A 22,794-nucleotide genomic window follows, 5' to 3' on the forward strand; every position below is an offset into this window, starting at 1 on the left:
AGAGGTCCTTCTGTCGGGAACATCTCAAGCCTCTCGGCGCAACTTCTCAGCCGCATCAGCGTCGGCTATGGGCTTGCTGCGGTGCGTCGCGGATACGGCCGACGTCCCCTCACCCGTTCTCGCCCTCCCGCGATTAGGCTCCGAATGTGGCCGCGTTCCGGTCGGTTCCATTCCCGCGCACTGTCGATGCTCCGAGGAATCCCATGTCGAGATCACGTCGGCCACTCGCCCTCCTCACGGCCCTGATCACGGCGGCCGCGATGTGCCTGGCGTCCCTCATCGCCGCTGCCGGGCCGGCATCGGCCGCGAGCGCCACACCGATCCGTGGCGTGCAGTCCGGTCGGTGCCTGGACGTCTCAGGGGCGAGCCTGAAGCCCGGTACGCACGTCGAGCTGTACGACTGCCATGGCTCGGCGAACCAGGCGTGGACCGCGACGTCCGCCGGTGAGTTGCGTGTCTTCGGGACGCAGCGCTGCCTGGACGTCGGCGGGAAGAGTCGCAAGGCCGGGGCCGTCCTGGAGAGCTACACCTGCAACGGCGGGGCCAACCAGCACTGGACGATCAGAGCCGACCATCACATCGTGAGTGCCCTGACCGGCTACTGCCTCGACGCGTTGAAGGGTGCGACCGCCAACGGGTCGCGGGTCAGCGTGCGGCCCTGCACGACGGGCACGAATCAGCAGTGGACGACGACGTCGGGGACCGACACCCAGGCGCCGAGCGTGCCGGCGGACCCGCGCGTCAGCAACCTGACCTGTGACTCGGTCACCTTCGCCTGGAACGCCGCCACCGACAACGTCGGCGTCACGGCGTACGACGTCTACCACGACGGGCAGCTCATCACGTCGGTGTCGAGCAGCACTCTGAGCACCGGTCTGACCGTCGTGCCCGGCGCCGCCTGGGGCCTCTACGTCAACGCCCGGGACGCCGCGGGCAACGTCTCGCAGGCGAGCGCGACCGTGCCCATCACGCCTCCGCAGTGCCAGGTCGACACCCAGAAGCCCACGTCACCCACCGGCCTCTCCGCGACAGCGTCGGGGACGACCATCGACCTGCGGTGGACGGCGTCGACCGACAACGTCGGGGTGCGCGCGTACGACGTCCTGCGGGGCGGTGTGAAGGTCGGCACCGTCAACGGCACCGCGTCGATCGCTCCGGTCACGACCTTCACCGACAGTGGACTGGCCGCCAGGACGACCTACAGCTACACCGTCACGGCCCGCGACGCGGCCGGCAACGCGTCGGCCCCCAGCACCGCGGCATCCGCGACGACCGGTGCCGCCTGCACCGACGCGGTCTGCTCGGTCACCCAGGTGACGACCGACACCGACATCCCATGGGGTCTCACCACACTGCCGAACGGCGACGTCCTCTACACCCGCCGCGACGCGCACACGATCGTCGAATTGAACCCGACCACGGGCGCCAAGATCACCGTCGGCACGGTGCCGGGGGTGGATGAGACGGACGGCGAGGGCGGCCTGCTCGGTCTGGCGATCGCGCCGACGTTCAGCAGCGATCACTGGCTCTACATCATGCACACCTCCACCACGGACAACCGGGTCGTGCGGATCAAGCTCAACGGCACCACGCTGGACACCTCCAGTGAGCAGGTGCTCCTGAAGGGGATCGTGCGTAACAAGTTCCACAACGGCGGCCGGCTGCGCTTCGGCCCGGACGGCAAGCTCTACATCGCGACCGGCGACGCGCAGAACGGCGACAACGCACAGAACATCGACGGCCTCAACGGCAAGGTGCTGCGGATCAACCCCGACGGCACCATCCCCAGCGACAACCCGTTCAAGAACGCCGTCTGGAGCTACGGGCACCGCAATCCTCAGGGCCTCGCGTTCGACTCCCAGGGGCGGCTGTGGGAGCAGGAGTTCGGCAACTCGGTGATGGACGAGACCAACCTCATCGTCAAGGGCGGCAACTACGGCTGGCCGGCGTGCGAGGGCACCAGCGGCACCTGCGGCACCGCCGGGTTCATCGCGCCGAAGCACACCTACCCGACCGCGGACGGGTCGTGCTCGGGCATCGCCATCGTGGACGACGTGCTGTACGTCGCCTGCGAACGCGGCGAGCGGCTCTACCGCGAGGTCATCAGCGGCAGCAGCCTCACCGACGTACAGCAGCTCTTCGTCGGCACCTACGGGCGGTTGCGCACGGTCGAACCGGCGCCGGGCAAGGCGCTCTGGCTCACCACCACCAACCAGGGCGACAAGGACAGCATCGCGAACAACAGCAACGAGAAGATCTTCAAGGTGACCCTCGGCAGTTGACCGCCCGCGTCAGGGAGGCACGCCGGGCGGGCACCCCGGTGCCGCCCATCGATACCCTGCGCTCGAACGCACGAGAGGGCCCGAGACCGTTCTCCGGCCCCTCGACGTCCTGAGTGGAGGCAGCAGTGAGCGGTCGGGTCGAGTTCGGGTTGGACACCTTCGGTGACCGGACGGTCGACGCGCAGGGCACGCTCCTGCCGTATCCCCAGGTCATCCGCAACGTGGTGGACCAGGCCGTGCTCGCCGATCGCAGCGGCGTCGACTTCATCGGGATCGGCGAGCACCACCGCGCCGACTACGCGATCTCCGCGCCCGACGTGGTCCTCGCGGGGATCGCGACGCGCACCGAGCGGATCCGACTGGGGTCGGCCGTCACGGTGCTGAGTTCGGATGACCCGATTCGCGTCTTCGAGCGGTTCTCCACGATCGACGCCCTGTCGGGCGGACGCGCGGAGGTGATCCTCGGGCGGGGCTCCTTCACCGAGTCCTTCCCGCTCTTCGGCTTCGACCTCGGCCAGTACGAGGAGCTCTTCGCGGAGAAGCTGGACCTCTTCGCCGAGCTGCTCGCGGAGAAGCCGGTCACCTGGAGCGGGGAGCTGCGGCCACCACTGGTCGACCAGGACGTCTACCCGAAGACCGCCGGTGGCCTGAAGGCATGGATTGCCGTCGGCGGCACGCCACAGTCCGTCGTACGCGCCGCGAACTACCGAATCCCGTTGATGTTGGCCGTGATCGGCGGCCCCGCAGACCGGTTCACGCCGTTCGTGCAGATCTACCGCCGTGCCAACGAGCAGCTCGGTCAGCCGCAGCTTCCGATCGGCCTGCACTCACCGGGCCACATCGCCGACACCGACCAGGAGGCGCGCGACCAGCTGCGCGAGCCCTGGATCACCAATCGCAACAAGATCGGCTCCGAGCGCGGCTGGCCCCCGGCGCGCTCCGGCGACTTCGAGCGCGAGATCGAACAGGGCGCGTTGTACGTCGGTTCGCCGGAGACCGTGTCGGCGAAGATCGCGGCCACCGTCCGCACGCTCGACGTCGACCGGTTCGACCTGAAGTACTCCGACGGGCCACTGCCCCACGAGTACTCGATGCGTGCGATCGAGCTCTACGGCACGCAGGTCATCCCCCGGGTGCGCGAGCTGCTGTCGGAGTAGTGAAGGGACCGGCACCCAATCTTCGCGGCCTGCCCAGGGCTGCTGGAAGAAGAGACACCAGCTGGTCGCGAACGCCGCCGTGGCTGAGTCATGGGCGGCCGCCGAACGTCCATCCGTGCGCTTCCACGCCGATCAAGCCGCGGCCGTGAAGCAGCGAGCCGGCATTGTCGGTGTCCATGGCGCGCACGATGGCGACCGTGCCGAGCTGCCACGAACCGTCGTCGCTGAGGAGGTGACCGAAGGCGACGAGATCGGCGTTCGGCAGCTCGTCCTCGAACGGGGCTCGAGGATCGGGCTCGAAGCCCATGACCAGAAACAGCCCCTCCGGCTCGTCCAGGTGGGGGTACTCCCACATCGATCGCCCGAGCGCGTTGTGCCACCTCCGCAGCATCACCTCTCGGTACGCACCGATCTGGTAGCCCGGTTCGTCGACCGCGAACGCCCGCGCGTGCGCCGGTCCGTCGAGGTCCACGACGTGCACACTTCCCACCAGCTCATCGCCCGCATCGAAGGCGGGGCCGCGCACCCTCAGCGCATCCTCGAACGAATCCATGTACGTCCAGTGCTGTTCGCGAATCTGCTGACGCAAAGGCCCCGAACCAGGTCGGTCCCGGTGGAAGCAGAAGAACTCCATGGCGCGAGTCTCCACCGACGTCGCACCGACCACGAGCAACACGGCGGGCCATGAGCGAGCATGGCGTGGTGGCGACGTCGTTGAAATACGCAGTGGTGGAGAGAGAGCGACGTTTTCTCGTCAACTCCATTCCTGAAGGTGTGGTCGAGTCGATACAGATCACGGATCGGTATGTCGAGGGGTCCAGGCTTCGTCTTCGGGAGATGGTGTGGCCGGACGGTCGCCGCGTGCGCAAGCTGGGGCACAAGGTGCGTCTCACGGACGGGCCGGCCGCAGTGGCCTGCACCTCGATGTACCTCGACGACGCGGAGTGGGCGTTGCTTCGACAGCTTCCCGCCCGCACGTTGCAGAAGGTCCGGCACCGGGTGTCGCGCGAGGACTGGCAGATCGCTGTCGACCAGTTGGAAGACGGCACGCTCCTCGCCGAGATCGACGACGGAGACACGCCGTCATCGACGCTGCCGGCATGGCTCGACATAGCGACGGATGTCAGCGCTGACGAGAGATGGACCGGAGCCGCCCTCGCGCGGTAGTCGTCGCTGCGCCCTCGGGCGAGCTCGTCACCGGTCGATGTCGAGGATCACGCCGAGGAGTTCCTCGGGGGTCTCGAGCTGGGGCAGGTGACCGGTGCGGGCCAGCAGGGTGAAGGTCGATCCGGGGATGGCGGCGGCGTACGCCCTGCCGTAGTCCGGGTCCACGATGCCGTCGCTCTCGCCCCAGATCACCTGCACGGGCAGCTCCAGGTCGGCGAGCCGGTCGCCCAGAGTCGGGTCGGTCATCGCCTCCCCCGCATACGCCATGAGGGCCTGGATGTCGGGGCTCGGTCCGCTGCCTCCCAGAGCCCGCGCCGCCGGGGACTTGGCCGGTTCGTGGAACGACAGGGCGGCCAGTTCGGCGGGGGCGAGGCCACGCACGTCGGTGGGCGGGTGGCCGTCGACCTGCAGACCGACACCGTCCAGGATGACGATTCCCCTGACCCGGGGGAGCCCAGCAGGGCGATCTCCGCCGCCAGCCAGCCGCCGAAGGAATTGCCGATCAGGGTGAGGTCTGCCAGGTCGAGCTGGTCGATGAGCTCGACGTACGCGGCGGCCAGGTCCCTGGTCGAGGCGAGGGTGTCGGGGCGAGCGGTGCCACCGAAACCGGGATGGGTCGGCAGCAACACCCGCGCGTGAGTCCGCTCGGCGAGCTGGTGCGCGAAGCCGGTCATCGTCAGCGGGCCGCCGCCGCCGTGCAGCAGGAGGAACGGGGATGTGCGGTCGATGTCATCGACGGTGATGTGCACATCGTCCCGGTCACGGAGGGTCATGGTGGCGCTTCTCGTCGGCCGGACCACCGCGGCGGAGGGTGTCTTCGTCATACAAGTAACCTTATATAAGCTTACTTATATAAGCAACGGTCGCTATCTTTCACCGGATGGATCCCTCCCCGGCGAACGTCGCGCTCGCCGTCAAACGGTTGCAGTACCGACACCACCGCAGGCTGACCAAAGCCCTTGCACCGCTAGGACTCTCGCTCATCCAGTGGGACACCTTGCGACACCTGCGCGAACGTCCGGACGCCTCGCTGCACGAGCTCGCAGTGCTCACCTTCCAGACGGACCAGTCGTTCGGGTCGCTGGCCGTGCGGATGGCCGATCGGGGACTGATCGAACGGGTACCGGGCCCGGGTCGAGCCGTGCGACACCGGATCACCGCCGAGGGTGAGCGGCTGCGTCAAGCCGGTCAGAAGGCGGTCGCCACGGTCGTCGAGACCTCGTTCGACGGGCTCACGCCCGACGAGCTCGAACAGTTCGCAAGCCTGCTCGACCGCGTACTGGGCGCGGATCCCTCCGGCGTCTAGCCCCGCCTGAGGGCGGCGGATAACGTGAGTCGATGTCGTTGAGCGACTTCCCGGTCAGGGCATCGATCGCCGTGTCCGACATCCACACCGCAGCCGAGTTCTACGAAGGCCGACTGGGGTTGCCGCTCGCGCAGTCGGGCCCCAGTGCCGCCATCGAGGACGGCGGTCGCATCGCCTGGTTCCAGGATCCGAATGGCAACACCTTCGCCGTCGAGGCCGACGACTGACTCCCTGCCGGCGATTTCGACGGCAGACTGGATTCATGACGGATGACGCGGTCGACCTGGACGAGAAGTTCAGTCAGTTCACCGAGAACTGGTCACCCAAGCTGGTAGCCCGGATCAACGACTACGACGTGAAGATCGTCAAGGTCGAGGGCGACTTCGTCTGGCACTCCCACGAGGACACCGACGAGTTGTTCCTCGTCCTCGACGGCGAACTCACCATTCAGCTGCGCGACCGCGACATCACGCTGCGTCCCGGGCAGCTCTACGTCGTGCCGCGCGGGGTGGAGCACTGCCCTCGAGCCGACGGCGAAGTCCGGGCGCTGTTGCTCGAGCCGGCGGGCGTGGTCAACACCGGCGCAGCGGGCGGAGATCTCACGGCCGTCGTCGAGAGCATCTGAGCTCGCCGCCCCCGCACTCAGCGGGTCGCGGTGATCCCTCCGTCGACGGCGAGTTCGGCCCCGTGCAGGTAGGCCGCGGCATCGGAGAGCACCCATGTCACGGCGGCAGCGATCTCCTCCGGTGTGCCAGGACGGCCGGCGGGCGTCCCCGACGTCATCGTCGCGATGACGTCGTCGTCGGCTGCGTTGATGGGAGTCCGGGTGGCGCCGGGTGACACCGTGTTGACGCGTACGCCGCGCGGCCCGAACTCCGCGGCCCAGCTGCGGGCCAGCTGGATCTCGGCCGCCTTGGTCGCCGAGTAGAGGCCGACGAAGGCGTGGCCCACATGCGCCATCCACGATCCGATGACGACGATCCCGCCGGCGCCGCGCTCGGCCATCGCCGGGGCGAGCGCGGCGGTCAGCACGTGGGGCGCGCGGACGTTGACGGCGAGCGTGGCCTCCAGGTCGGCGTCGCTGAGTGACACCGTGTCGACGGGCGGGCAGAGCGCGGCGTTGTGGACCACGGCGTCGATCCGGCCGCCTGCGGCCTCGGTCGCGGAGGTGACGAAAGCACGCAGGTCCTCCGGTGCGGCGGACAGGTCCGAGGGCACGAAGACCGCGTGGCCGCCGGCCGTGGCGATCTCCTGCACGACGGAGTCACCCCGGGCCACGTCGCGTCCGGTGACGACGAGGCGCCACCCGGCAGCGGCGAGGGTGCGGGCGGTCGCGGCGCCGATGCCGCTGGTCGAGCCGGTCACGAGGACGGTGCGTGCTGCTGTGGTGTCGGTCATGCGTGTCAGTCAACGGCTCTGCGAACGGGGGCGCCAGGGCGAGCAGTGCCTGGGCACGGCATGCCCACGCTGACGGCGGCCGCCGCGCCTACCGTGGTGCCCATGCCCACCGATCGTTCCCCGTTGGGTGCATTCCTGCGCTCCCGCCGCGACCGCCTCACCCCGGCGCAGGCAGGGATCGATGCCTTCCCCGGACCGCGTCGGGTGCCGGGTCTGCGCAAGGAGGAACTGGCGGTCCTTGCCGGGCTGAGCCCCGATCACTACAGCCGTCTGGAGCAGGGCCGCCAGCACACCGTCACCGACGACGTGGTCGACGCCCTGTCGCGCGCCCTGCAGCTCGACGACCTCGAGGCCCAGCACCTGCGCAACCTTGCCGCACCCACCTCGCCGCGGCGACGGGTCGCGCCCGACCTCCCGGTGCATGCCGACCCCGGAATGCTCCGGCTGATGGCGCAACTGGACCAGGTGCCGACGTTGCTGCTCGGACCCCGCTCGGAGGTGCTCGCCGGCAACGGGCTGCTGCGCGAGGTCCTCGGCTGGTCGGCGGAGCCCGGAGCGTCGTTCGCCCGGTGGTTGTTGCTCGACCCTGGCGCTCGCGAACGCATCACCAATTGGGACGACTTCGCCGCGTCCGCGGTCGGAGCGCTGCGCTACGACGTCGGACGCCGCCCCGACGACCGCCGCCTCACGGCGCTCGTTCGCGAGCTGCGCGATGGCGACCCGGACGTCGCCCGATGGTGGGACGACCAGGGGGTCACCTTCCGGACCTCGCTGACCAAGAAGGTCGCCCACCCTGTCGCCGGGCCACTGGTCTTCGGGATCGAATCGGTCGTCGGCCCCCACGACCCGGATCAGCGTCTGGTGGTCTACACCGTCGAATCGGACTCACCCACCGCGAGAGTTCTCCCACTGCTCGCCAACTGGGCGGCACCGATCGCCAACGAAAGCCTCTGACCGGATCCGCCGCGCCGCGCCGGCACTCGCAGCACGCAGAACGGCGGCTGCGACCTGTGGGTCGCAACCGCCGTTCATCTGGTGCGCGAGGGGGGAGTTGAACCCCCACGCCCTTTCGGGCACACGGACCTGAACCGTGCGCGTCTGCCTATTCCGCCACTCGCGCGAGTGCCGCCCTAGTCTGCCTGACGGCTCCGCGATCGCCAAACCGGGGTGCCACGTCGTAAAGGTGGAGTCGTGGCGCGCCGTATAGAGCGCGCAACGACTCCGCGCGGCGGCGCGGACTCCGGCCGACGACACGACAGGGCGGCATCGCACCCCCACTACACAGCTGCTCCCTAGGTGACCGTGCCTGCGGCTCGCGCGCGCATGGCGCAGTTACGATCGAGCACGCCCGCGGCGTACGCCGTGCGCTCCGGTCTGCCCGCGTAAGGCGGGTCCGCAGCTGGGCGCCGAGGCATGACCCGACGAGGAACAGGAGGCAGTGATGGGTTTGTTCTCCAACCTCGAACGCCGCCTGTCCGAGGGCGTGAACGGCGCGTTCGCCAAGGCTTTCCGCTCCGAAGTGCAGCCGGTGGAGATCGCGAGCGCGATGCGCGGAGCGATGGACGACCGCGCAGCGGCCACCAAGAAGGGGCAGCGCGCGGTGGTGCCCAACCTGTTCACCGTCGACCTCAGCCCCGGCGACTTCGAGCGCCTCGACGCGGCACGCGACGACATCACCGACGAGCTGATCGCGAGCGCGACCGAGCACGCCGACAGTCAGCGCTACGTGCCCGGCGGGCCGGTGTCGGTGCAGTTCGCCGCGGACCCGGAGCTGGAGACCGGCGTCTTCCGCCTGCGTCCGTCCATCGCACGGCAGGTGCAGGAAGCACCGCAGCCCTCGCGACCGCAGCCGCGGCAGTACGACGAGTTCGACCCCTCCTCGGCACGCCAGGACCAGCCGTGGGACGAGGGTCGCCGGCCCCTCTACGACGACGGACCCGCGCCGCGGCAGTACCAGACACCGCCCCGGGAGTACCCGACTCCTTCTCAGCAGTACCAGGTGCCGCAGCACCACCAGCAGCCGATGCAGCAGCACCCCGGCTACGACGATCCCGCGCCCGAGCAACCGCGCGCCGCGCGCGTCCCCAGCCCGGCCGCGCCACGCCGTTTCAAGCAGCGACCGTCGTTGATCATCGACGGAGACAGCTATCCTCTGCTCGGCGCCATTACTGTCATCGGCCGTGACGACGACGCCGACATCATGCTGGACGACCCGGGAATCTCCAGGCGGCACAGCGAGATCCGCATCACCAACGACGGTCCGCACCTGGTGATGACGGTGCGTGACCTCGGCTCCACCAACGGCACGTTCGTCAACGGCGACCCGATCGACCGGGCTCACCTGCACGACGGCGACCGGATCACCGTGGGGCGCACCCACCTGCTCTTCCGCGAAGGCGGGCGCCGGTGAGCGAACTGACGATCACGGTCATCCGCATCGGGCTGTTGGTCGCCCTCTGGGCGTTCATCTTCAGCATCGTCGGGGTGATGCGCGGCGATCTCTACGGCATCCGTGGCGCCCGCGCCGACAACCGACGCCAGCCGCTGCGCGACGAACGCCGCCCCGCCCGGTCCCCGCGTGGTGGCCCGACGCACCTGGCCGTCATCGAGGGTCTGATGCGCGGCATCAGCGTGCCCCTGTCCGACGGCGGCGTCCTGATCGGCCGCAACCCCGAGTGCGTCCTCGTGCTGTCGGACGACTTCGCCTCCGGCCGCCACGCGCAGGTCTACCGCGACGGCGACAGCTGGTTCATCGACGACCTCGGCTCCACCAACGGCACCTTCATCAACGACCGGCCGATCGGTCAGCACGTGCCGTTGCGCGAGGGCACCCGGGTCCGGATCGGCCAGACCGTCCTGGAAGTCAGGAAGTAGCGGCATGCCGATCGCGCTGCGCTACGCCGCCCGCACCGACCTGGGCCTGGGCTCCAAGACCCGCAACGAGGACTCCGGTTACGCCGGGCCCGACCTGCTCGTACTCGCCGACGGGATGGGCGGCCACGCCGCGGGCGACATGGCCAGCTCCACGGTCGTGGCCGAGTTGGTGCACCTGGACGGGGGAGTCCTACGGCGCCGACGAGGCGCTCGCGCAGCTGCACGACGCCGTCGTACGCGCCAACGAGCGTCTGCGCGACGAGATGGACGAGCAACCCGATCTCGAAGGGATGGGCACCACGCTCATCGCCTTCCTACGCAGCGGCAACAAGCTGGCGATGGCCAACATCGGCGACTCGCGCGCCTACCTGGTCCGCGGCGGCGTCTTCACCCAGATCACCAAGGACCACTCCCTGGTGCAGGCGCTGCTGGACGACGGCCGGATCACCGAGGCCGAGGCCGAACACCACCCGCAGCGTTCGTTCGTCACCCGCGTACTCACCGGGCGCGCCGACGACGAGCCCGACCTGTCGTTGCGCGAGGCGCAGGTGGGCGACCGCTACCTGATGTGCTCGGACGGGCTCTCGGACTACGTGGCGAAGTCGACCATCGAGGACATCGTCACCTCCCAGGGCACGCCGGGTGAGATCGCCGACCGGCTGATCGCCATCGCCCTCAAGGCCTCCGCACGCGACAACGTCACCGTCGTGGTCGCGGACGTGGTGGACTCCACCGCGCCGACGTCCGCGACGCCACAGGTCGTCGGCGCGGCCGGCGCGGCCGGCGCGCCGCCCGTACGGCCGGACGACACCCCGCCCCCGGAGCCGCGGACCCCGGCGGAGAAGGCCGCCGCGCTCAGCCGAGAGGCCAATGGTCCCGCGCCCGGGTCGCAGGACGAGCAGGACGACGAGCACGAGACCCCCGTCCTCGCCGAGGAAGGACCCTCCCGCTTCCGGCGGTTGCGCTGGCTCGGGCTGGGGCTGCTGGTCGTCGCGGTCATCGCCGTCGGGGGGTGGATCGGCTACTCCTGGACGCAGTCCCAGTACTACGTCGGCGACGACCACGGCTCGGTGGCCATCTACCGCGGGCTGCACAACAGCATCGGACCCTTCCACCTGCACTCGGTCCGGCAGCAGACCGACGTGAAGACCACCGATCTGCCGTCCTATTACCAGAGTCGGGTCCGCGCCACCATCGGCGCCGACGACCTTCCCGACGCACGCAAGGTCGTGCAGACCCTCACCACCCAGGCCGCGGCCTGCCGCAGCCAAGCGAGCAGTTGCAGCACATGAGCAGTTCCTCCGCGCTGCGCACCATCACCCCGCACACACCACGCACCCGGCGCGGTGTGGAATTGCTGCTGCTCGCGTTCGCCATCGCCATCGTGCTGCTCGCGTACGCCGACGTCGGGCTGGCCGTCGACAACACCCTGCCGCCGGACCTGCTGACGCTGGGCATCGGTTTCGGGGTCGTCGCGCTGGCGCTGCACCTGCTGGTGCGGTGGCAGGCGGCGTACGCCGATCCGATCCTGCTCCCGGTCGCGACGCTGCTGAACGGCCTGGGACTGGTGATGATCCACCGTCTCGACCTCGCCCAGGGCCACCACATCGGCCAGGGGGCGGCGGTGCGTCAGCTGCTCTGGACCGGTATCTCGGTGCTCGTCGCCGGAGTGCTGCTGGTCGTGGTGCGCGATCACCGCCGGCTCGGGCAGTACACCTTCACCTTCGCGCTCGCCGGTCTCGTGCTCCTACTGCTGCCGCTCACCCCCATCCTCGGGCGCAACATCAACGGCAGCCGTATCTGGATCGGCCTGGGGCCGTTGTCGTTCCAGCCGAGCGAGCTGTCGAAGATCTGCGTGATCATCTTCTTCTCCGGCTACCTGGTGCAGAAGCGCGACGCGTTGTCGCTCGTCGGTCGCCGGATCCTGGGCTTCCCGCTGCCCCGTGCCCGCGACCTCGGACCGATCATCATCGCCTGGCTCGCGAGCCTCGCGGTGCTGGTCTTCGAGTCCGACCTCGGCACGTCGTTGCTCTTCTTCGGCCTCTTCGTCGCGCTGCTCTACGTCGCAACCGAACGCCGTTCCTGGATCGTCATCGGCATGGGGCTCTTCCTCGCCGGCTGCTACGCGGCGTACCTGCTCTTCGCGCACTTCCAGGTGCGCGTCGACCTGTGGATCAACCCGTTCAACCCGCACCTGTCCGACCAGCTCGCTCTGGGGCTGATGGGGATGGGCAGCGGCGGGATGCTCGGCACCGGCCTGGGGCAGGGCCACCCCGAGCTGACCTACTTCGCCAATTCCGACTTCATCATCCCCTCGTTCGGCGAGGAGCTCGGGCTGGTCGGACTCATCGCGATCATCGTGCTCTTCGCGATCGTGGTCGAGCGCGGGCTGCGCGCCGGCATCGCCGCCCGTGACGGCTTCGGCAAGCTGCTCGCGACGGGCCTCGGCTTCTCGATGGCGCTGCAGGTATTCGTGGTGGTCGGCGGCGTCACCCGGGTCATCCCGCTCACCGGCCTCACCACGCCGTTCATGTCGGCCGGCGGCAGCTCGCTGATCGCCAACTGGATCATCATCGTCCTGCTGCTGCGGATCAGCGACCAGGCCCGCCGCCCGACCGTCGACGAGCCCGGCGCCTCAGCCGTCGGGTCCGCCGACACCCAGGTGGTGAAGTCGCGGTGATGCACCCCACGAAGTCTTCCGTCCGCTGCGCTTCCCCAGGTACTTCGCGGGGACCCCGATGAACGCACCCATCCGCCGCCTCGGGCTCGTGGTCGCCGCGATGTTCTGCGCGCTGCTGATCGCCACGACGACCATCCAGTTCTTCCAGGCCAAGGCCCTCAACGACCGGCCCGGCAACCGGCGCACCCTGCTCTCGTCGTACGCACGGCAGCGCGGCTCGATCCTCGTCGGCGGCAACGCGGTCGCGGTGTCCAAGCCCAGCAACGACGAGTACAAGTGGCTGCGCACCTACCCGCAGGGCACGACGTATGCCGCCGCGACCGGCTACTACTCCTTCCTCTACGGCTCCTCCGCCGTGGAGTCCAGGTACGGCAGCCTGCTGTCCGGCACCTCCGACCAGCTCTTCTACCGCCGCTTCACCGACATCGTGACCGGTCAGAAACCGCAGGGGGCCAACGTCGACCTCACCCTCGACGCCAAGGTGCAGAAGGCGGCGAAGTCGGCGCTCGGATCCAAGGTCGGTGCCGTCGTGGCGCTCGACCCGAAGACCGGCGCGATCCTCGCGATGGTGACCAGCCCGACGTACGACCCGAACGAGCTGTCCGGGCACGACCTGACGACGGTCCAGAAGAACTGGACGTCGCTCATCAAGAACACCTCGCGGCCTCTGCTCAACCGCGCCACCTCGGAGCTCTACCCGCCCGGTTCGACGTTCAAGCTGATCGTGAGTGCGGCGGCCCTGTCCTCGGGCAAGTACACCCCGCAGACCTCCGTCCCCGGCCCGGCCTCACTGCGCCTGCCCCAGACGAACACCACTCTGCCCAATGACTTCTCGGGCGCCTGCGGACCGGGCGGTCGTACGACGCTCATCCACGCGCTGGAGATCAGCTGCAACACCGCGTTCGCCAGCGTCGGCCTGTCCCTCGGCCAGGACGCCGTGGCGGCGCAGGCACAACGGTTCGGCTTCGGGCAGCAGCTGAACATCCCGATGTCGGTCGCGGCGAGCCGCTTCCCGACCGGCCTCGACCCGGCGCAGCTGGCCCAGTCCTCGATCGGCCAGTACGACGTGCAGTCCACCCCGCTGCAGATGGCGATGGTCTCCGCCGGGATCGCCAACGGCGGCCGGGTGATGGCGCCCTACCTGGTCAAGGACGTGCGGGACGACAACCTCGACGTCATCTCCTCCACCGACCCCAAGCTCTTCTCCACCGCCGTCAGCTTCCAGGTGGCGAGCGAACTGAAGACGATGATGCTGGCGGTCGTCGACAGCGGCACCGGCACGCGGGCGCAGATCCCCGGCGTCCAGGTCGCCGGCAAGACCGGCACCGCACAGCACGGGGAGGGACTGCCCGCGCACGCGTGGTTCACCGCGTTCGCGCCCGCCGACAACCCCAAGATCGCCGTCGCCGTGCTCGTGGAGAACGGCGGCAAGTACGGTGCGGAGGCGGGCGGGGGCTCGGTCGCGGCGCCGATCGCGAAACAGGTCATCGAGGCGGGGATCGGGCGATGAGCGCAGGTGGTGGGGACACCCTGGGTGGGCGCTACACGCTCACCGACAAGATCGCGGCCGGCGGCATGGGCGAGGTCTGGGCAGCCACCGACGCGATCCTCGGGCGCACCGTCGCGGTCAAGGTGCTGAAGGGCGGGCTGACCGACGAGATCGGATTCGACCAGCGGTTCCGCACGGAGGCACGCCTGGCCGCGGCGCTCACCCACGCCAACATCGCGGCCGTCTACGACTACGGCGAGGACGAGGGATCGGCGTACCTCGTCATGGAGTACGTCCCCGGTCTGCCGCTCTCGCGGATCATCGCCGACCGGGCGCCGATGCCCGCGGTCGACACCGTGGGGCTCATCGCCCAGACCGCGACGGCCCTGCAGTCGGCGCACCTGAACGGCCTGGTGCACCGCGACGTCAAACCCGCCAACGTGCTCGTCACAGCCGACGGGATCGTGAAGCTGACCGACTTCGGCATCGCCCGCGCGGTCGGCTCCGCGGCGATGACCAAGGCCGGCGAGGTGATGGGGACCGCGCAGTACCTCGCGCCCGAGGCCGCGTTGGGTCAGGAGACCACCCCCCTCAGCGACGTCTACGCACTCGCCGTCGTCACGTACGAGATGTTGTGCGGCGCAAGGCCGTTCAATTCCGACAGCCCGGTCGCGCTGGCGATGGCCCACGTCAACGAGCAGCCGCCACCGATGCCGGACTTCGTGCCGCCGCCGGTGCGTGCCGTCGTCCTGGCCGCGCTGGAGAAGGACCCGCAGTTCCGCCCGGACTCCGCGGCCGAGTTCGCCCGCGCCCTGCAGCAGTCGATCGTCGACAGCGCGCGGATGGGCTTCGACCCGTACAGCGAGCCGCCGCGGCGCGGGGAGTGGGACCCGTCCCCGCCCGCGCCTCACTCGCCGCAGGGGAGGGCCGTCGGCGCCGCCGCGACCGCAAGGACCCCGGCCCGCACTCCGGGCCGCAGGGTGCCGCGCCGTTCGGACCCGATGAGTACCCCGGTCAGAACTTCGGCGACTTCGGCGCCCCCGCCCACAGGGAGCCCGGCAACCACGGCGAGCACGGCGCATCGTCCTCCGGACCGCAGGGCACGCACGGCGATCCGCCACGCGGGCACCAGCTCCCGGGCCGCCGCACCACCGAGCACCTCCCCTCCGGTCCCGGATCGACCCGGGTGCTGCCCCCTGGCGTCGACGGGGACCGCGGCGACCAGCGTGAGACCGGGAGGTCCGACCGACGCGAGACCGAGGGTCAGCCGTCCGGCAGCCGCGCGTCCGGGCAGTCGACCACCACGTCGCGCACCCGGCGGTACGCCGTGCTCGCTGCGATCGCGCTGATCATCGTGATCGTCGCCGTCGTGCTCGTCGTCCTCCTCCGCGGGCGTTCCTCGGGCACCCCGCAGGAGCACTTCACCAAGCCCGTCCAGATCGCGTCGTTGCGTCACCCCGGCACGACCGCCAGGGAGCTGCGATGACCCCCGCTCTCCGATGCCCGCCACCCTCAACCCCTCGATCCCGGGGAGTCTGGACGCCGTTGTGGCACGCTCGCTCGTCACGTACTCCGAGAACCACGACCAGGCCGCGGCCGGACCCGCGGCCGAGGTGCACCGACCGTCGGTGATGCCATCCGCGCCCGCTCCGGGTCTGCTGACAGCGGCGTCCGGGCAGGAGGCACGGTGAACGACACCCCCCGCATCCTGGGCGGCCGGTACGAGGTCGGCGAGCTCATCGGCCGCGGCGGAATGGCCGAGGTCCACCTCGGCCACGACACCCGCCTCGGACGCACCGTCGCGATCAAGATGCTGCGCTCGGACCTGGCCCGCGACCCCTCGTTCCTCACCCGCTTCCGCCGGGAGGCCCAGTCGGCCGCCGGGCTCAACCACCATGCCGTCGTGGCGGTCTACGACTCCGGCGAGGACATCGCCGTGGAGACCGGCGGCGCCCGCGTGGACGTCCCCTACATCGTCATGGAGTACGTCGAGGGCGAGACGCTGCGCGACATCCTCGACGACGAGGGCAAGCTCGCGCCCGACGAGGCCGCCCGGATCACGATGGGCATCCTGTCGGCCCTGGACTACTCGCACGAAAAGGGCATCGTGCACCGGGACATCAAACCGGCCAACGTGATGCTCACCCGCGGCGGCAGCGTCAAGGTGATGGACTTCGGCATCGCCCGTGCGCTGGCCGACACCGCCGCGACGATGACGTCGGCGCAGGCCGTGGTCGGCACGGCTCGCTACCTGTCGCCCGAGCAGGCCCAGGGCGAGACCGTCGACGCGCGCTCCGACCTCTACTCCGCCGGATGCGTGCTCTTCGAGTTGCTCACGGGCAGAACGCCGTTCGTCGGCGAGCCGGTCAGCCTCGTCTACCAGCACATCACCGACCAGCCGCAGCCCCCGTCGGTCTACGAGCCGTCGGTGCCGCCCGCCATGGACGCGGTCACGCTGCACTCGTTGGAGAAGCCGCGCGGCTCGCGCTACCAGCACGCCGGCGACTTCCGCGCGGACCTGCAGCGGGCGCGTACCGGTGAGCCGCTCAGCGCTGCCGCGGCGGCGATGGAGGGCGCGGGCCGGCCGATGGACGGCGAGCCGCACGCCGTACCCGCCCCGGCCGTCGGGCACGATCCGACGGCGGAGTACGACGGGTCGCACTCCCCGCCACGGCGCACCCTCATCTGGGTGGCGGCCGTCGTGGCGCTGCTCGCGGCGATCCTCGGCATCGGCTACCTGGTGATGAACTCCGGCGACGGCACCAAGCTCACGAGTGTGCCCAACGTGGTCAACTTGACCCAGGCCCAGGCCATCGCCACCTTGAAATCGAGCGGGTTCGCCCCGTCGGTGCACAAGGTCACGAACGACGCGACCATCGGACAGGTCGTGAGCCAGGACCCGTCGTCCGGCGACGCCCGAGCCGGGAGCACGGTCCTCATCGACGTGTCCAGCGGCCCGGACGCGCTGCCCATCCCCGACCTCTCCGGCCAGACCGTCGACCAGGCGAAACAGGCGTTGAAGGACGCCGGATTCACAAACGTGTCGGTCAGCAGCCAGCAGGTCCCCGACACCCAGTACGACCAGGGTGTCGTGGTGAGCACGACTCCTGCGAGCGGCAATTCGGCCAACCCCAGCTCCCCGTTGATCCTCAACGTGAGCAGCGGACAGGTGACGGTGCCCTCGGATCTCAAGGGCAAGAGCACGACCGCGGCACAGACCGAGCTGCGCGCCGCACATCTCAGCGCTGACGTCCAGACCGTGACCACGTCCGACCCGAACCTCGTGGACAAGATCGTGCGCGTGGACGACGCGGGCCAGAAGGTGGCGGTCAACTCGATCATCACCATCTACAAGGGCACTGCGCCCCCGACCACCGCTACATCGACGGTCACATCGACCGAGACCATCACCCCGCCGTCGAGCACGACATCGACACCGCCGTCGTCGACCTCGACCTCGACCTCGACTTCGCCGTCCAGTCCGACAACGACGTCTAGCAGCCCCAGCAAGTCCGGCAGTCCACCGACCCAGGGACTCTCGACGCCGTAACCGACCGCGGAGTCAGGCCGATCCGGTGTTCGGGGACATTTTCAGCAGGCGTGCCTGCAGCCGGTCGACCCGGTGAGCGTTGCCGTGCAACCGGATGTAGCGGTCGCCGTAGCTGACGAGGAGTGCATCGTCGAGCCGGCGTACTGCACCGGTCCGGTTGCGGTAGCCCATCCGGGCGTCGATCGCGCCGGAGTCGACCGCGCGGATGGTGTCGGCCAGCTCGGCGAGCGAGGTGATGCCGAGCTCGAGGACCAGACCAGCGATCCAGGCGTAGTGATCGGGTCGCGACCAGCTTGCCTCGGCGTACTCCCCGGCCAGGAACGCGGCCAACTCCCGCGGGCTGATGCGCGGGTCGTCGTCCGCCATGGTGACCTCGGGTTCGCGGACCCCGTCGTGCAGGCGTTCGCGGATGGTCGAGAACTGCTGGTCGGCCAGCTCCAACAGGCCAGCGGCCAGCGTGAAGCGGCGGTCGAAGTCGGCGCGATGCTCGTCGGGGATCGTTCCCTTGTAGCGGATGTCGTGCTCGAACTCGGCCCACGCGTGCTGCAGCACCGTGCGGATCTGCACCTGGATCTGGCGGTCACCGATCAGCGGGTGCACGACCTGTTCGGACGGAGCGAGCCGGATCTGCAGGTGACGACTCGCGTAGCCGAATCCACCCTCGCTCGCCGTCGCCTGCCCCATGTCACGGTCCTCGATGACCACCGTCTCGGCAGCCAGGAGCTCTGCGACGGAGGCGACGTCGCTGTGCACGTAGGTGATCACCCGCAGTCCGATGACATCGCCGATCTCGGTCAGAGGATCGGCGAAGAGAGCGACACCGTCGATGGTGCGCCCGGCCTTCTCCGCGAACGACGCGATGCTCTTCGCGCGACCGGTCACGCTGAGGTAGTTCAGACCCGCGTCGTCCAGGACGCCGACGACGATCTCGATGGCCTCCTCCGCGGCGGCCTGCACGGCCGGGAAGCCCATCGCGTACTCCTGCGTCGCGCGGCGCACGACGTCGACCCGCTGCTCGACCCGCGGCGCGCGCGGCGAGGGCACCAGGCCGTCGGGCAGCGTCGGGGTGACGATGTACCCGTCGGCGAAGGTGCCGTACGTCGTCATCGCCTCCGGCCGGCGTTCGCGGAACAGCACGACGTAGGCGCACACCACGGAGTCCACCTGGTCCTCGGCGACCCGCAGCTGTGCCTTGCTCGTGGCCTCCTCCACCGACGTCACCAGGGCGCGCCAGCCGTCATGAGGCACCAGGTGCAGGGCCGGGGTGGCCGCCGCGAGCGACTCGAGCAACCGCATGAGCGTCAGCAGCTCATCGCGCAGCCGGGCGACCGAACGACCCTGCTTGTTCTTGTACTTCAGCGTGCGCCCGAGCTCGAAGAGGGCGACCGTCGCCGGATGCGGGTAGACCTCGACGGCACGCCGCGGCGCCCGCGACGCCGGGTCCATGTCGAGGCCGAGCTGCTCACAGACGCGCGCGCCGCGCAGACCGTTCCGGAACGTCGGGATGGACAGGTTCGAGGGGTGGGCACCCGCGTCGAAGCGCGCGAAGTCCTTGTTCAGCGCCCGCTCGGCCGCGCGGTTGCCGGTCTCGTTCGTGACCACGAGCGGCGCGTCAACTCCGACCACCAGGCCGTCGTCGAGGTACGGCGCGAGGCTCGCCTCGATGTCGGCGTCCGTACGGGCGGCCGACAGGTGGCACAAGGCGCCGCTGTCGTCGAGGACGGCGACGCCCGTGGGACTCCTGTTGCCCCAGGCGAGGTCGAGGCCGGCGAAGTGCATCCGGTCAGCATGCCCGATGCCCGGCCGAGGTCAGGCCACACCGGCCACGCGGCGCGCCCAGCGCGCCCAGCTGCGCAAGGGACCACGCGGCGCCGTTGCACGCGGCCGGTCCCACGCCGCGGCCCCGCAAGGGACCACGCGGCGCCGTTCAGAGGTGCGCGGTGTCCACCGCAGGTGGCGGATCGAGTCGCGGCCAGTCGAGCTCCGCCGTCCCGGTGATGATGTGCCCGCGCAGCAGTCCGCGCATCCTGCGACCCCAGTGGTAGGCGCTCTGGTGAGGGTTCGACTCCGATTCCTCGGCGTCGATGTCCATCGACGACCGCACCAGAGTTCCTCCCGCGTAGGTGAAGGTGAAGTGGGTGGGGCCCGTCAGTGCCCACGCCGCTCGTTCGAGGCGGCCTGCCAACGCGTCGATCCGATCCTTGTCGTTGTAGGCGAAGTCGATGTCGAGGTGGCCGAGGATGAGGTTGGTGAAGATCTCCCACCCCTCTTGGGCCGCGACCTCGGCACGGCGGCTCGGATCACTGCGCAGATGCACGTCCACCACGAATTTAGTGGTCGTCGACGACTCGCTGATCCGCCAGGCGCAGAGCGGGTGTCTCGCCATCATGCCCGGCACCAGCGCCTCGAGGTCTTCGCGATTCATGTGCGCCAGTAAACGGCAGTGACGCGTTCTATCGCGTCGTAGTAGTGGAACTGGGGCGCTGATGCCGGCCGGTGTGTACGGCGGGAGGAGATCCACCCCTCAGGAGGCCGATCCGGCACGTGTGAGCCTCTGTCTCCTCCCGCGGTATACAGAAGGCCGGCCGCATCGCATCGGTCCGGTTCGACTCCCGGACGGCGAGCGCCGTGACGGACCGGGCGGCGCCGTTGTCATGGGCCGCGCGCGTCGCACGGCGCTGCAAGGGACCACGCGGCGCCGCTGGAGGAGCCGAACCAGGTCAGCCGGCGTCGAGGACGGCGGCGTCGAGCCCCTGCACGAGCGGAGCCAGACCGGCGCTGCGGGCGACCGCGTCCGGCATACCGGCGACCTGCAGCCAGTTGGCGAGCATCCGGTGGCCGCCCTGGGTGAGGACCGACTCGGGGTGGAACTGGATGCCGTGCAGCGGGAGGGTGCGGTGCCGCACGGCCATCACGATGCCGGAGTCGGTGCTGCCGTTGACGACCAGTTCGGCCGGGATCGTGGACGGTTCGATGGTCAGGGAGTGGTAGCGCGTCGCCCGCAGGGGCGAAGGCAGGCCCTCCATCACCCCGGTCCCGTCGTGGCGCACCTGAGAGGTCTTGCCGTGCAACAGCTCCGGCGCGCGGTCGACCGTGGCGCCGTAGACCGCACCGAGCGCCTGGTGACCCAGGCACACCCCGAGCATCGGCTGGCCGCGGTCGGCACACGCCCGGATCATCGCCATCGAGACGCCGGCCCCCTCCGGCGTGCCGGGTCCGGGGGAGATCAGGACCCCGTCGTAGCCGCCGCCATCGATCGCCGCCACCTCGTCGTTGCGTACGACGGTGCAGTCGGCGCCGAGCTGCTCCAGGTAGCCCACGATCGTGAAGACGAAGCTGTCGTAGTTGTCGACCACCAGGATCCGGGTCACTTGGGAGCCTCCGTGTTCGATGAAGTGGGTGCACCGGTCGGGCTCGATGGGGTGGCCGGGCTCGTCGCGTACCGCAGCTGCGCGCTGCCGGCGTACGCCGCGAAGTGCGCGTCGTCCTTGTCGCTCACCGAATAGCCGAGGCCGACCAGCGGGACGTAATCGCGGTAGTCCGAGACGGCCGGGTCCTTCTGGAGCGCGTTGCGCAGCTTCTTCTGGTCGCCCATCGCGCTGATGACGAACGGCGGCGAGTAGACCCGACCCTGCAGCAGCAACGTGTTGCCGACACAGCGCACGGCCGAGGTGGAGATGATCCGCTGGTCCATGATCGTCATCGCGGTGGCGCCCCCCTGCCACAGTGCGTTGACGACGCCCTGCACGTCCTGCTGGTGCACGAGCAGCCAGTTGGGGTCGGTGTCGGCGGGCAGGGTCGACAGATCGCGGTGGGAGTCGTCGAGGGTGACCGTGACCGCGGACCCCTGCACCGGCGTCATACCGGCGGCGACGGCGATGCTCGACTCCTGTTTCTGCAGCTGCGCGAGACGGGAGGACCCGGGCGCGCGCTGGGCGGACAGCGCGTCGACCTCGGCCTGCAGGCGGCGTACGCCCGCCGCCTTGGTCTTCACCCGCTGGTCGCCGCTGCGCACGACCTGCACCAGGTCGCGGGTCGCGGGGCGCAGGTCGGTGCCGTTGGAGGTGACAGCGCTGACCCCGAAGAGGCCGCCGGCAGCGAGCGCCACGACGGGGACGACGTACCTCCACCGCGAGCGCGGGGCCTTGGGTCGCGGTCGTCGACACATGCGCAGGCCGTGCAGCGCCTGCGACCGGGGCATGTGCGGGACTCCGTAGCGTGGTGAGGATGAACGGTGTTGCGGTGATCTACCCTCTAGCGTAGCCGCGCCCAATCCGAGGAGATCCCCCGTGAGCAAGCCCCGCAAGGACAGTTCGACCCCGTCCGGCAGCACGCCGGTCGATGCCCGGGCGGCCCGTGACGGTGCCGCCGGCGACGCCGACGACACCACCGCGTCCTCGAGCACGAAGGCGACGTCCGCGGTGAAGACACCCGATGCCGCCAAGAAGTCGGCGAAGGCCACCCCGGCCGCGAGCAAGGGCTCGAAGAAGAAGCTCGACACGGCTGAGGAGCTCGCCCGGCGTACGACGGCTCAGAAGGTGCGCGTCAGCGGCGGCGACAACCCCGTGTGGTGGGTCCCGCTGATGGTCGGCTTCATGGTGCTGGGACTGCTCTGGCTGGTCGTGACCTACCTGGCGCAGGGCGACTACCCGGCGCCGAAGGTCGGCACCGTGTGGAACCTGGGCATCGGTTTCGTGCTGGTGATGGCCGGCTTCCTGATGACCACCCGCTGGAAGTAGGCCTCGGCGCCCACCGAGGCGCACCTCAGCCCGAGAGGCACAGCTCGGCCTGTGCCTCTCGGGCTTCGCTGTGCCCGCGGTGGTTCGTCCACAGGGTTATCCACAGGTGGGGATAACTACACCGGTGTAAGTCAGCCTTCACGGCGGGGTGT

General features: G+C 69.8%; 25 protein-coding genes and 1 tRNA gene. 17 read left to right on the forward strand and 9 right to left on the reverse strand.

What is annotated here, in order from left to right; translation table 11 throughout:
• Positions 1–203 precede the first annotated feature (203 nt).
• Together LVQ62_RS03690 and LVQ62_RS03695 are read left to right on the forward strand one after the other, a co-directional pair.
• Entirely contained in the window at positions 204–2,282 is a 2,079-nt protein-coding gene (locus LVQ62_RS03690) for a PQQ-dependent sugar dehydrogenase (RefSeq protein ID WP_233765218.1), read from the forward strand.
• Positions 2,283–2,407: 125 nt separating this feature from the next.
• Entirely contained in the window at positions 2,408–3,439 is a 1,032-nt protein-coding gene (locus LVQ62_RS03695) for an LLM class flavin-dependent oxidoreductase (RefSeq protein ID WP_233765221.1), read from the forward strand.
• A gap of 88 nt (positions 3,440–3,527) precedes the next feature.
• On the opposite strand, the gene LVQ62_RS03700 is transcribed toward LVQ62_RS03695, so the two are convergent.
• Entirely contained in the window at positions 3,528–4,073 is a 546-nt protein-coding gene (locus LVQ62_RS03700; protein ID WP_233765223.1) for a YciI family protein, read from the reverse strand.
• A gap of 50 nt (positions 4,074–4,123) precedes the next feature.
• Here LVQ62_RS03700 and LVQ62_RS03705 point away from each other — a divergent pair, with 50 nt between their 5' ends.
• Positions 4,124–4,606 carry a hypothetical protein gene (locus tag LVQ62_RS03705; RefSeq protein ID WP_233765225.1) on the forward strand — a complete coding sequence of 161 codons (483 nt, stop codon included), beginning with the start codon at positions 4,124–4,126 and terminating at the stop codon, positions 4,604–4,606.
• Positions 4,607–4,633: 27 nt separating this feature from the next.
• Here the strand turns inward: LVQ62_RS03705 and LVQ62_RS03710 are convergent, their stop codons facing one another.
• Both LVQ62_RS03710 and LVQ62_RS03715 read right to left on the reverse strand, forming a co-directional pair.
• A complete protein-coding gene (locus LVQ62_RS03710; RefSeq protein WP_233765227.1) occupies positions 4,634–4,852 on the reverse strand; it encodes an alpha/beta fold hydrolase in 219 nt (72 codons plus the stop codon).
• Positions 4,849–5,430 (reverse strand): alpha/beta fold hydrolase, encoded by a 582-nt coding sequence (locus LVQ62_RS03715; protein WP_233765229.1) that lies wholly within the window; start codon positions 5,428–5,430, stop codon positions 4,849–4,851. The genes LVQ62_RS03710 and LVQ62_RS03715 overlap by 4 nt, the downstream gene beginning before the upstream one ends.
• A gap of 56 nt (positions 5,431–5,486) precedes the next feature.
• Between LVQ62_RS03715 and LVQ62_RS03720 the strand changes: the two genes are divergently transcribed.
• Genes LVQ62_RS03720 through LVQ62_RS03730 form a run of 3 tightly spaced genes read left to right on the forward strand, consistent with a single transcriptional unit; the run spans position 5,487 to position 6,537 of the window.
• Positions 5,487–5,912 (forward strand): MarR family winged helix-turn-helix transcriptional regulator, encoded by a 426-nt coding sequence (locus LVQ62_RS03720; protein WP_233765231.1) that lies wholly within the window; start codon positions 5,487–5,489, stop codon positions 5,910–5,912.
• Between the two features lie 32 nt (positions 5,913–5,944).
• Positions 5,945–6,139, forward strand: coding sequence for a VOC family protein (locus LVQ62_RS03725; protein ID WP_233765234.1), 195 nt, complete (start codon positions 5,945–5,947; stop codon positions 6,137–6,139).
• Positions 6,140–6,174: 35 nt separating this feature from the next.
• Positions 6,175–6,537, forward strand: coding sequence for a cupin domain-containing protein (locus tag LVQ62_RS03730; RefSeq protein WP_233765248.1), 363 nt, complete (start codon positions 6,175–6,177; stop codon positions 6,535–6,537).
• Positions 6,538–6,554: 17 nt separating this feature from the next.
• Here LVQ62_RS03730 and LVQ62_RS03735 read toward each other — a convergent pair whose 3' ends face one another.
• The gene (locus LVQ62_RS03735) at positions 6,555–7,310 is read right to left on the reverse strand and encodes an SDR family NAD(P)-dependent oxidoreductase (RefSeq protein ID WP_233765255.1); all 756 of its coding nucleotides are present in this window, start codon (positions 7,308–7,310) and stop codon (positions 6,555–6,557) included.
• 102 nt (positions 7,311–7,412) lie between these two features.
• Here LVQ62_RS03735 and LVQ62_RS03740 point away from each other — a divergent pair, with 102 nt between their 5' ends.
• A complete protein-coding gene (locus tag LVQ62_RS03740) occupies positions 7,413–8,264 on the forward strand; it encodes a helix-turn-helix transcriptional regulator (protein ID WP_208053681.1) in 852 nt (283 codons plus the stop codon).
• Positions 8,265–8,343: 79 nt separating this feature from the next.
• Here the strand turns inward: LVQ62_RS03740 and LVQ62_RS03745 are convergent.
• A tRNA-Leu gene (locus LVQ62_RS03745) sits at positions 8,344–8,430 on the reverse strand.
• Positions 8,431–8,751: 321 nt separating this feature from the next.
• Here LVQ62_RS03745 and LVQ62_RS03750 point away from each other — a divergent pair.
• From LVQ62_RS03750 to pknB, 9 genes are all read left to right on the forward strand, one after another.
• A complete protein-coding gene (locus LVQ62_RS03750) occupies positions 8,752–9,720 on the forward strand; it encodes a DUF3662 and FHA domain-containing protein (protein ID WP_208053682.1) in 969 nt (322 codons plus the stop codon).
• Positions 9,717–10,184, forward strand: a complete 468-nt coding sequence (locus tag LVQ62_RS03755; RefSeq protein WP_179483439.1) for an FHA domain-containing protein — start codon at positions 9,717–9,719, stop codon at positions 10,182–10,184. The genes LVQ62_RS03750 and LVQ62_RS03755 overlap by 4 nt, the downstream gene beginning before the upstream one ends.
• Positions 10,185–10,447: 263 nt before the next feature.
• Positions 10,448–11,476, forward strand: a complete 1,029-nt coding sequence (locus LVQ62_RS03760) for a PP2C family serine/threonine-protein phosphatase (RefSeq protein WP_233765264.1) — start codon at positions 10,448–10,450, stop codon at positions 11,474–11,476.
• Complete coding sequence (locus tag LVQ62_RS03765) at positions 11,473–12,864, forward strand: FtsW/RodA/SpoVE family cell cycle protein (RefSeq protein ID WP_233765266.1); 1,392 nt, start codon at positions 11,473–11,475, stop codon at positions 12,862–12,864. The genes LVQ62_RS03760 and LVQ62_RS03765 overlap by 4 nt, the downstream gene beginning before the upstream one ends.
• Before the next feature lie 58 nt (positions 12,865–12,922).
• Positions 12,923–14,374 carry a penicillin-binding protein 2 gene (locus LVQ62_RS03770; protein WP_233765268.1) on the forward strand — a complete coding sequence of 484 codons (1,452 nt, stop codon included), beginning with the start codon at positions 12,923–12,925 and terminating at the stop codon, positions 14,372–14,374.
• Positions 14,371–15,702 carry a serine/threonine-protein kinase gene (locus LVQ62_RS03775; RefSeq protein WP_233765270.1) on the forward strand — a complete coding sequence of 444 codons (1,332 nt, stop codon included), beginning with the start codon at positions 14,371–14,373 and terminating at the stop codon, positions 15,700–15,702. The genes LVQ62_RS03770 and LVQ62_RS03775 overlap by 4 nt, the downstream gene beginning before the upstream one ends.
• Positions 15,681–15,839 carry a hypothetical protein gene (locus LVQ62_RS03780; protein ID WP_233765272.1) on the forward strand — a complete coding sequence of 53 codons (159 nt, stop codon included), beginning with the start codon at positions 15,681–15,683 and terminating at the stop codon, positions 15,837–15,839. Before LVQ62_RS03775 ends, LVQ62_RS03780 begins: the two co-directional genes overlap by 22 nt.
• A 13-nt stretch (positions 15,840–15,852) precedes the next feature.
• Complete coding sequence (locus tag LVQ62_RS03785) at positions 15,853–16,044, forward strand: hypothetical protein (RefSeq protein ID WP_233765274.1); 192 nt, start codon at positions 15,853–15,855, stop codon at positions 16,042–16,044.
• A complete protein-coding gene (gene pknB / locus LVQ62_RS03790) occupies positions 16,041–17,903 on the forward strand; it encodes a Stk1 family PASTA domain-containing Ser/Thr kinase (protein WP_233765276.1) in 1,863 nt (620 codons plus the stop codon). The genes LVQ62_RS03785 and pknB overlap by 4 nt, the downstream gene beginning before the upstream one ends.
• A 12-nt stretch (positions 17,904–17,915) precedes the next feature.
• Here pknB and LVQ62_RS03795 read toward each other — a convergent pair whose 3' ends face one another.
• From LVQ62_RS03795 to LVQ62_RS03810, 4 genes are all read right to left on the reverse strand, one after another.
• Complete coding sequence (locus LVQ62_RS03795) at positions 17,916–19,682, reverse strand: DUF429 domain-containing protein (RefSeq protein WP_233765278.1); 1,767 nt, start codon at positions 19,680–19,682, stop codon at positions 17,916–17,918.
• Between the two features lie 148 nt (positions 19,683–19,830).
• Positions 19,831–20,328 (reverse strand): hypothetical protein, encoded by a 498-nt coding sequence (locus LVQ62_RS03800; RefSeq protein ID WP_233765280.1) that lies wholly within the window; start codon positions 20,326–20,328, stop codon positions 19,831–19,833.
• A gap of 295 nt (positions 20,329–20,623) precedes the next feature.
• Positions 20,624–21,274: an aminodeoxychorismate/anthranilate synthase component II gene (locus tag LVQ62_RS03805; protein WP_208053690.1), complete on the reverse strand. Its 651-nt coding sequence runs from the start codon at positions 21,272–21,274 to the stop codon at positions 20,624–20,626.
• Positions 21,271–22,104, reverse strand: coding sequence for a DUF881 domain-containing protein (locus LVQ62_RS03810; protein ID WP_233765285.1), 834 nt, complete (start codon positions 22,102–22,104; stop codon positions 21,271–21,273). The genes LVQ62_RS03805 and LVQ62_RS03810 overlap by 4 nt, the downstream gene beginning before the upstream one ends.
• 88 nt (positions 22,105–22,192) lie before the next feature.
• Between LVQ62_RS03810 and LVQ62_RS03815 the strand changes: the two genes are divergently transcribed.
• Positions 22,193–22,642, forward strand: a complete 450-nt coding sequence (locus LVQ62_RS03815) for a cell division protein CrgA (RefSeq protein WP_233765287.1) — start codon at positions 22,193–22,195, stop codon at positions 22,640–22,642.
• Positions 22,643–22,794 lie beyond the last annotated feature (152 nt).

The sequence above is a fragment of the Allobranchiibius sp. GilTou73 genome (genome assembly GCF_021391335.1).
Taxonomy (GTDB): Bacteria; Actinomycetota; Actinomycetes; order Actinomycetales; family Dermatophilaceae; genus Allobranchiibius; species Allobranchiibius huperziae.

Excerpts from the sequence above, each read along its gene's own strand:
- LVQ62_RS03715 (WP_233765229.1), bottom strand. The coding sequence starts at position 5,430 with ATGACGAAGACACCCTCCGCCGCGGTGGTCCGGCCGACGAGAAGCGCC.
- LVQ62_RS03740 (WP_208053681.1), top strand. The coding sequence starts at position 7,413 with ATGCCCACCGATCGTTCCCCGTTGGGTGCATTCCTGCGCTCCCGCCGC.
- LVQ62_RS03760 (WP_233765264.1), top strand. The coding sequence starts at position 10,448 with ATGGACGAGCAACCCGATCTCGAAGGGATGGGCACCACGCTCATCGCC.
- LVQ62_RS03700 (WP_233765223.1), bottom strand. The coding sequence starts at position 4,073 with ATGGAGTTCTTCTGCTTCCACCGGGACCGACCTGGTTCGGGGCCTTTG.
- LVQ62_RS03710 (WP_233765227.1), bottom strand. The coding sequence starts at position 4,852 with ATGACCGACCCGACTCTGGGCGACCGGCTCGCCGACCTGGAGCTGCCC.
- LVQ62_RS03795 (WP_233765278.1), bottom strand. The coding sequence starts at position 19,682 with ATGCACTTCGCCGGCCTCGACCTCGCCTGGGGCAACAGGAGTCCCACG.
- LVQ62_RS03735 (WP_233765255.1), bottom strand. The coding sequence starts at position 7,310 with ATGACCGACACCACAGCAGCACGCACCGTCCTCGTGACCGGCTCGACC.
- LVQ62_RS03765 (WP_233765266.1), top strand. The coding sequence starts at position 11,473 with ATGAGCAGTTCCTCCGCGCTGCGCACCATCACCCCGCACACACCACGC.
- LVQ62_RS03725 (WP_233765234.1), top strand. The coding sequence starts at position 5,945 with ATGTCGTTGAGCGACTTCCCGGTCAGGGCATCGATCGCCGTGTCCGAC.
- LVQ62_RS03770 (WP_233765268.1), top strand. The coding sequence starts at position 12,923 with ATGAACGCACCCATCCGCCGCCTCGGGCTCGTGGTCGCCGCGATGTTC.
- LVQ62_RS03800 (WP_233765280.1), bottom strand. The coding sequence starts at position 20,328 with ATGAATCGCGAAGACCTCGAGGCGCTGGTGCCGGGCATGATGGCGAGA.
- LVQ62_RS03720 (WP_233765231.1), top strand. The coding sequence starts at position 5,487 with ATGGATCCCTCCCCGGCGAACGTCGCGCTCGCCGTCAAACGGTTGCAG.
- LVQ62_RS03730 (WP_233765248.1), top strand. The coding sequence starts at position 6,175 with ATGACGGATGACGCGGTCGACCTGGACGAGAAGTTCAGTCAGTTCACC.
- LVQ62_RS03785 (WP_233765274.1), top strand. The coding sequence starts at position 15,853 with ATGCCCGCCACCCTCAACCCCTCGATCCCGGGGAGTCTGGACGCCGTT.
- LVQ62_RS03775 (WP_233765270.1), top strand. The coding sequence starts at position 14,371 with ATGAGCGCAGGTGGTGGGGACACCCTGGGTGGGCGCTACACGCTCACC.
- LVQ62_RS03705 (WP_233765225.1), top strand. The coding sequence starts at position 4,124 with ATGAGCGAGCATGGCGTGGTGGCGACGTCGTTGAAATACGCAGTGGTG.
- LVQ62_RS03810 (WP_233765285.1), bottom strand. The coding sequence starts at position 22,104 with ATGCCCCGGTCGCAGGCGCTGCACGGCCTGCGCATGTGTCGACGACCG.
- LVQ62_RS03690 (WP_233765218.1), top strand. The coding sequence starts at position 204 with ATGTCGAGATCACGTCGGCCACTCGCCCTCCTCACGGCCCTGATCACG.
- LVQ62_RS03750 (WP_208053682.1), top strand. The coding sequence starts at position 8,752 with ATGGGTTTGTTCTCCAACCTCGAACGCCGCCTGTCCGAGGGCGTGAAC.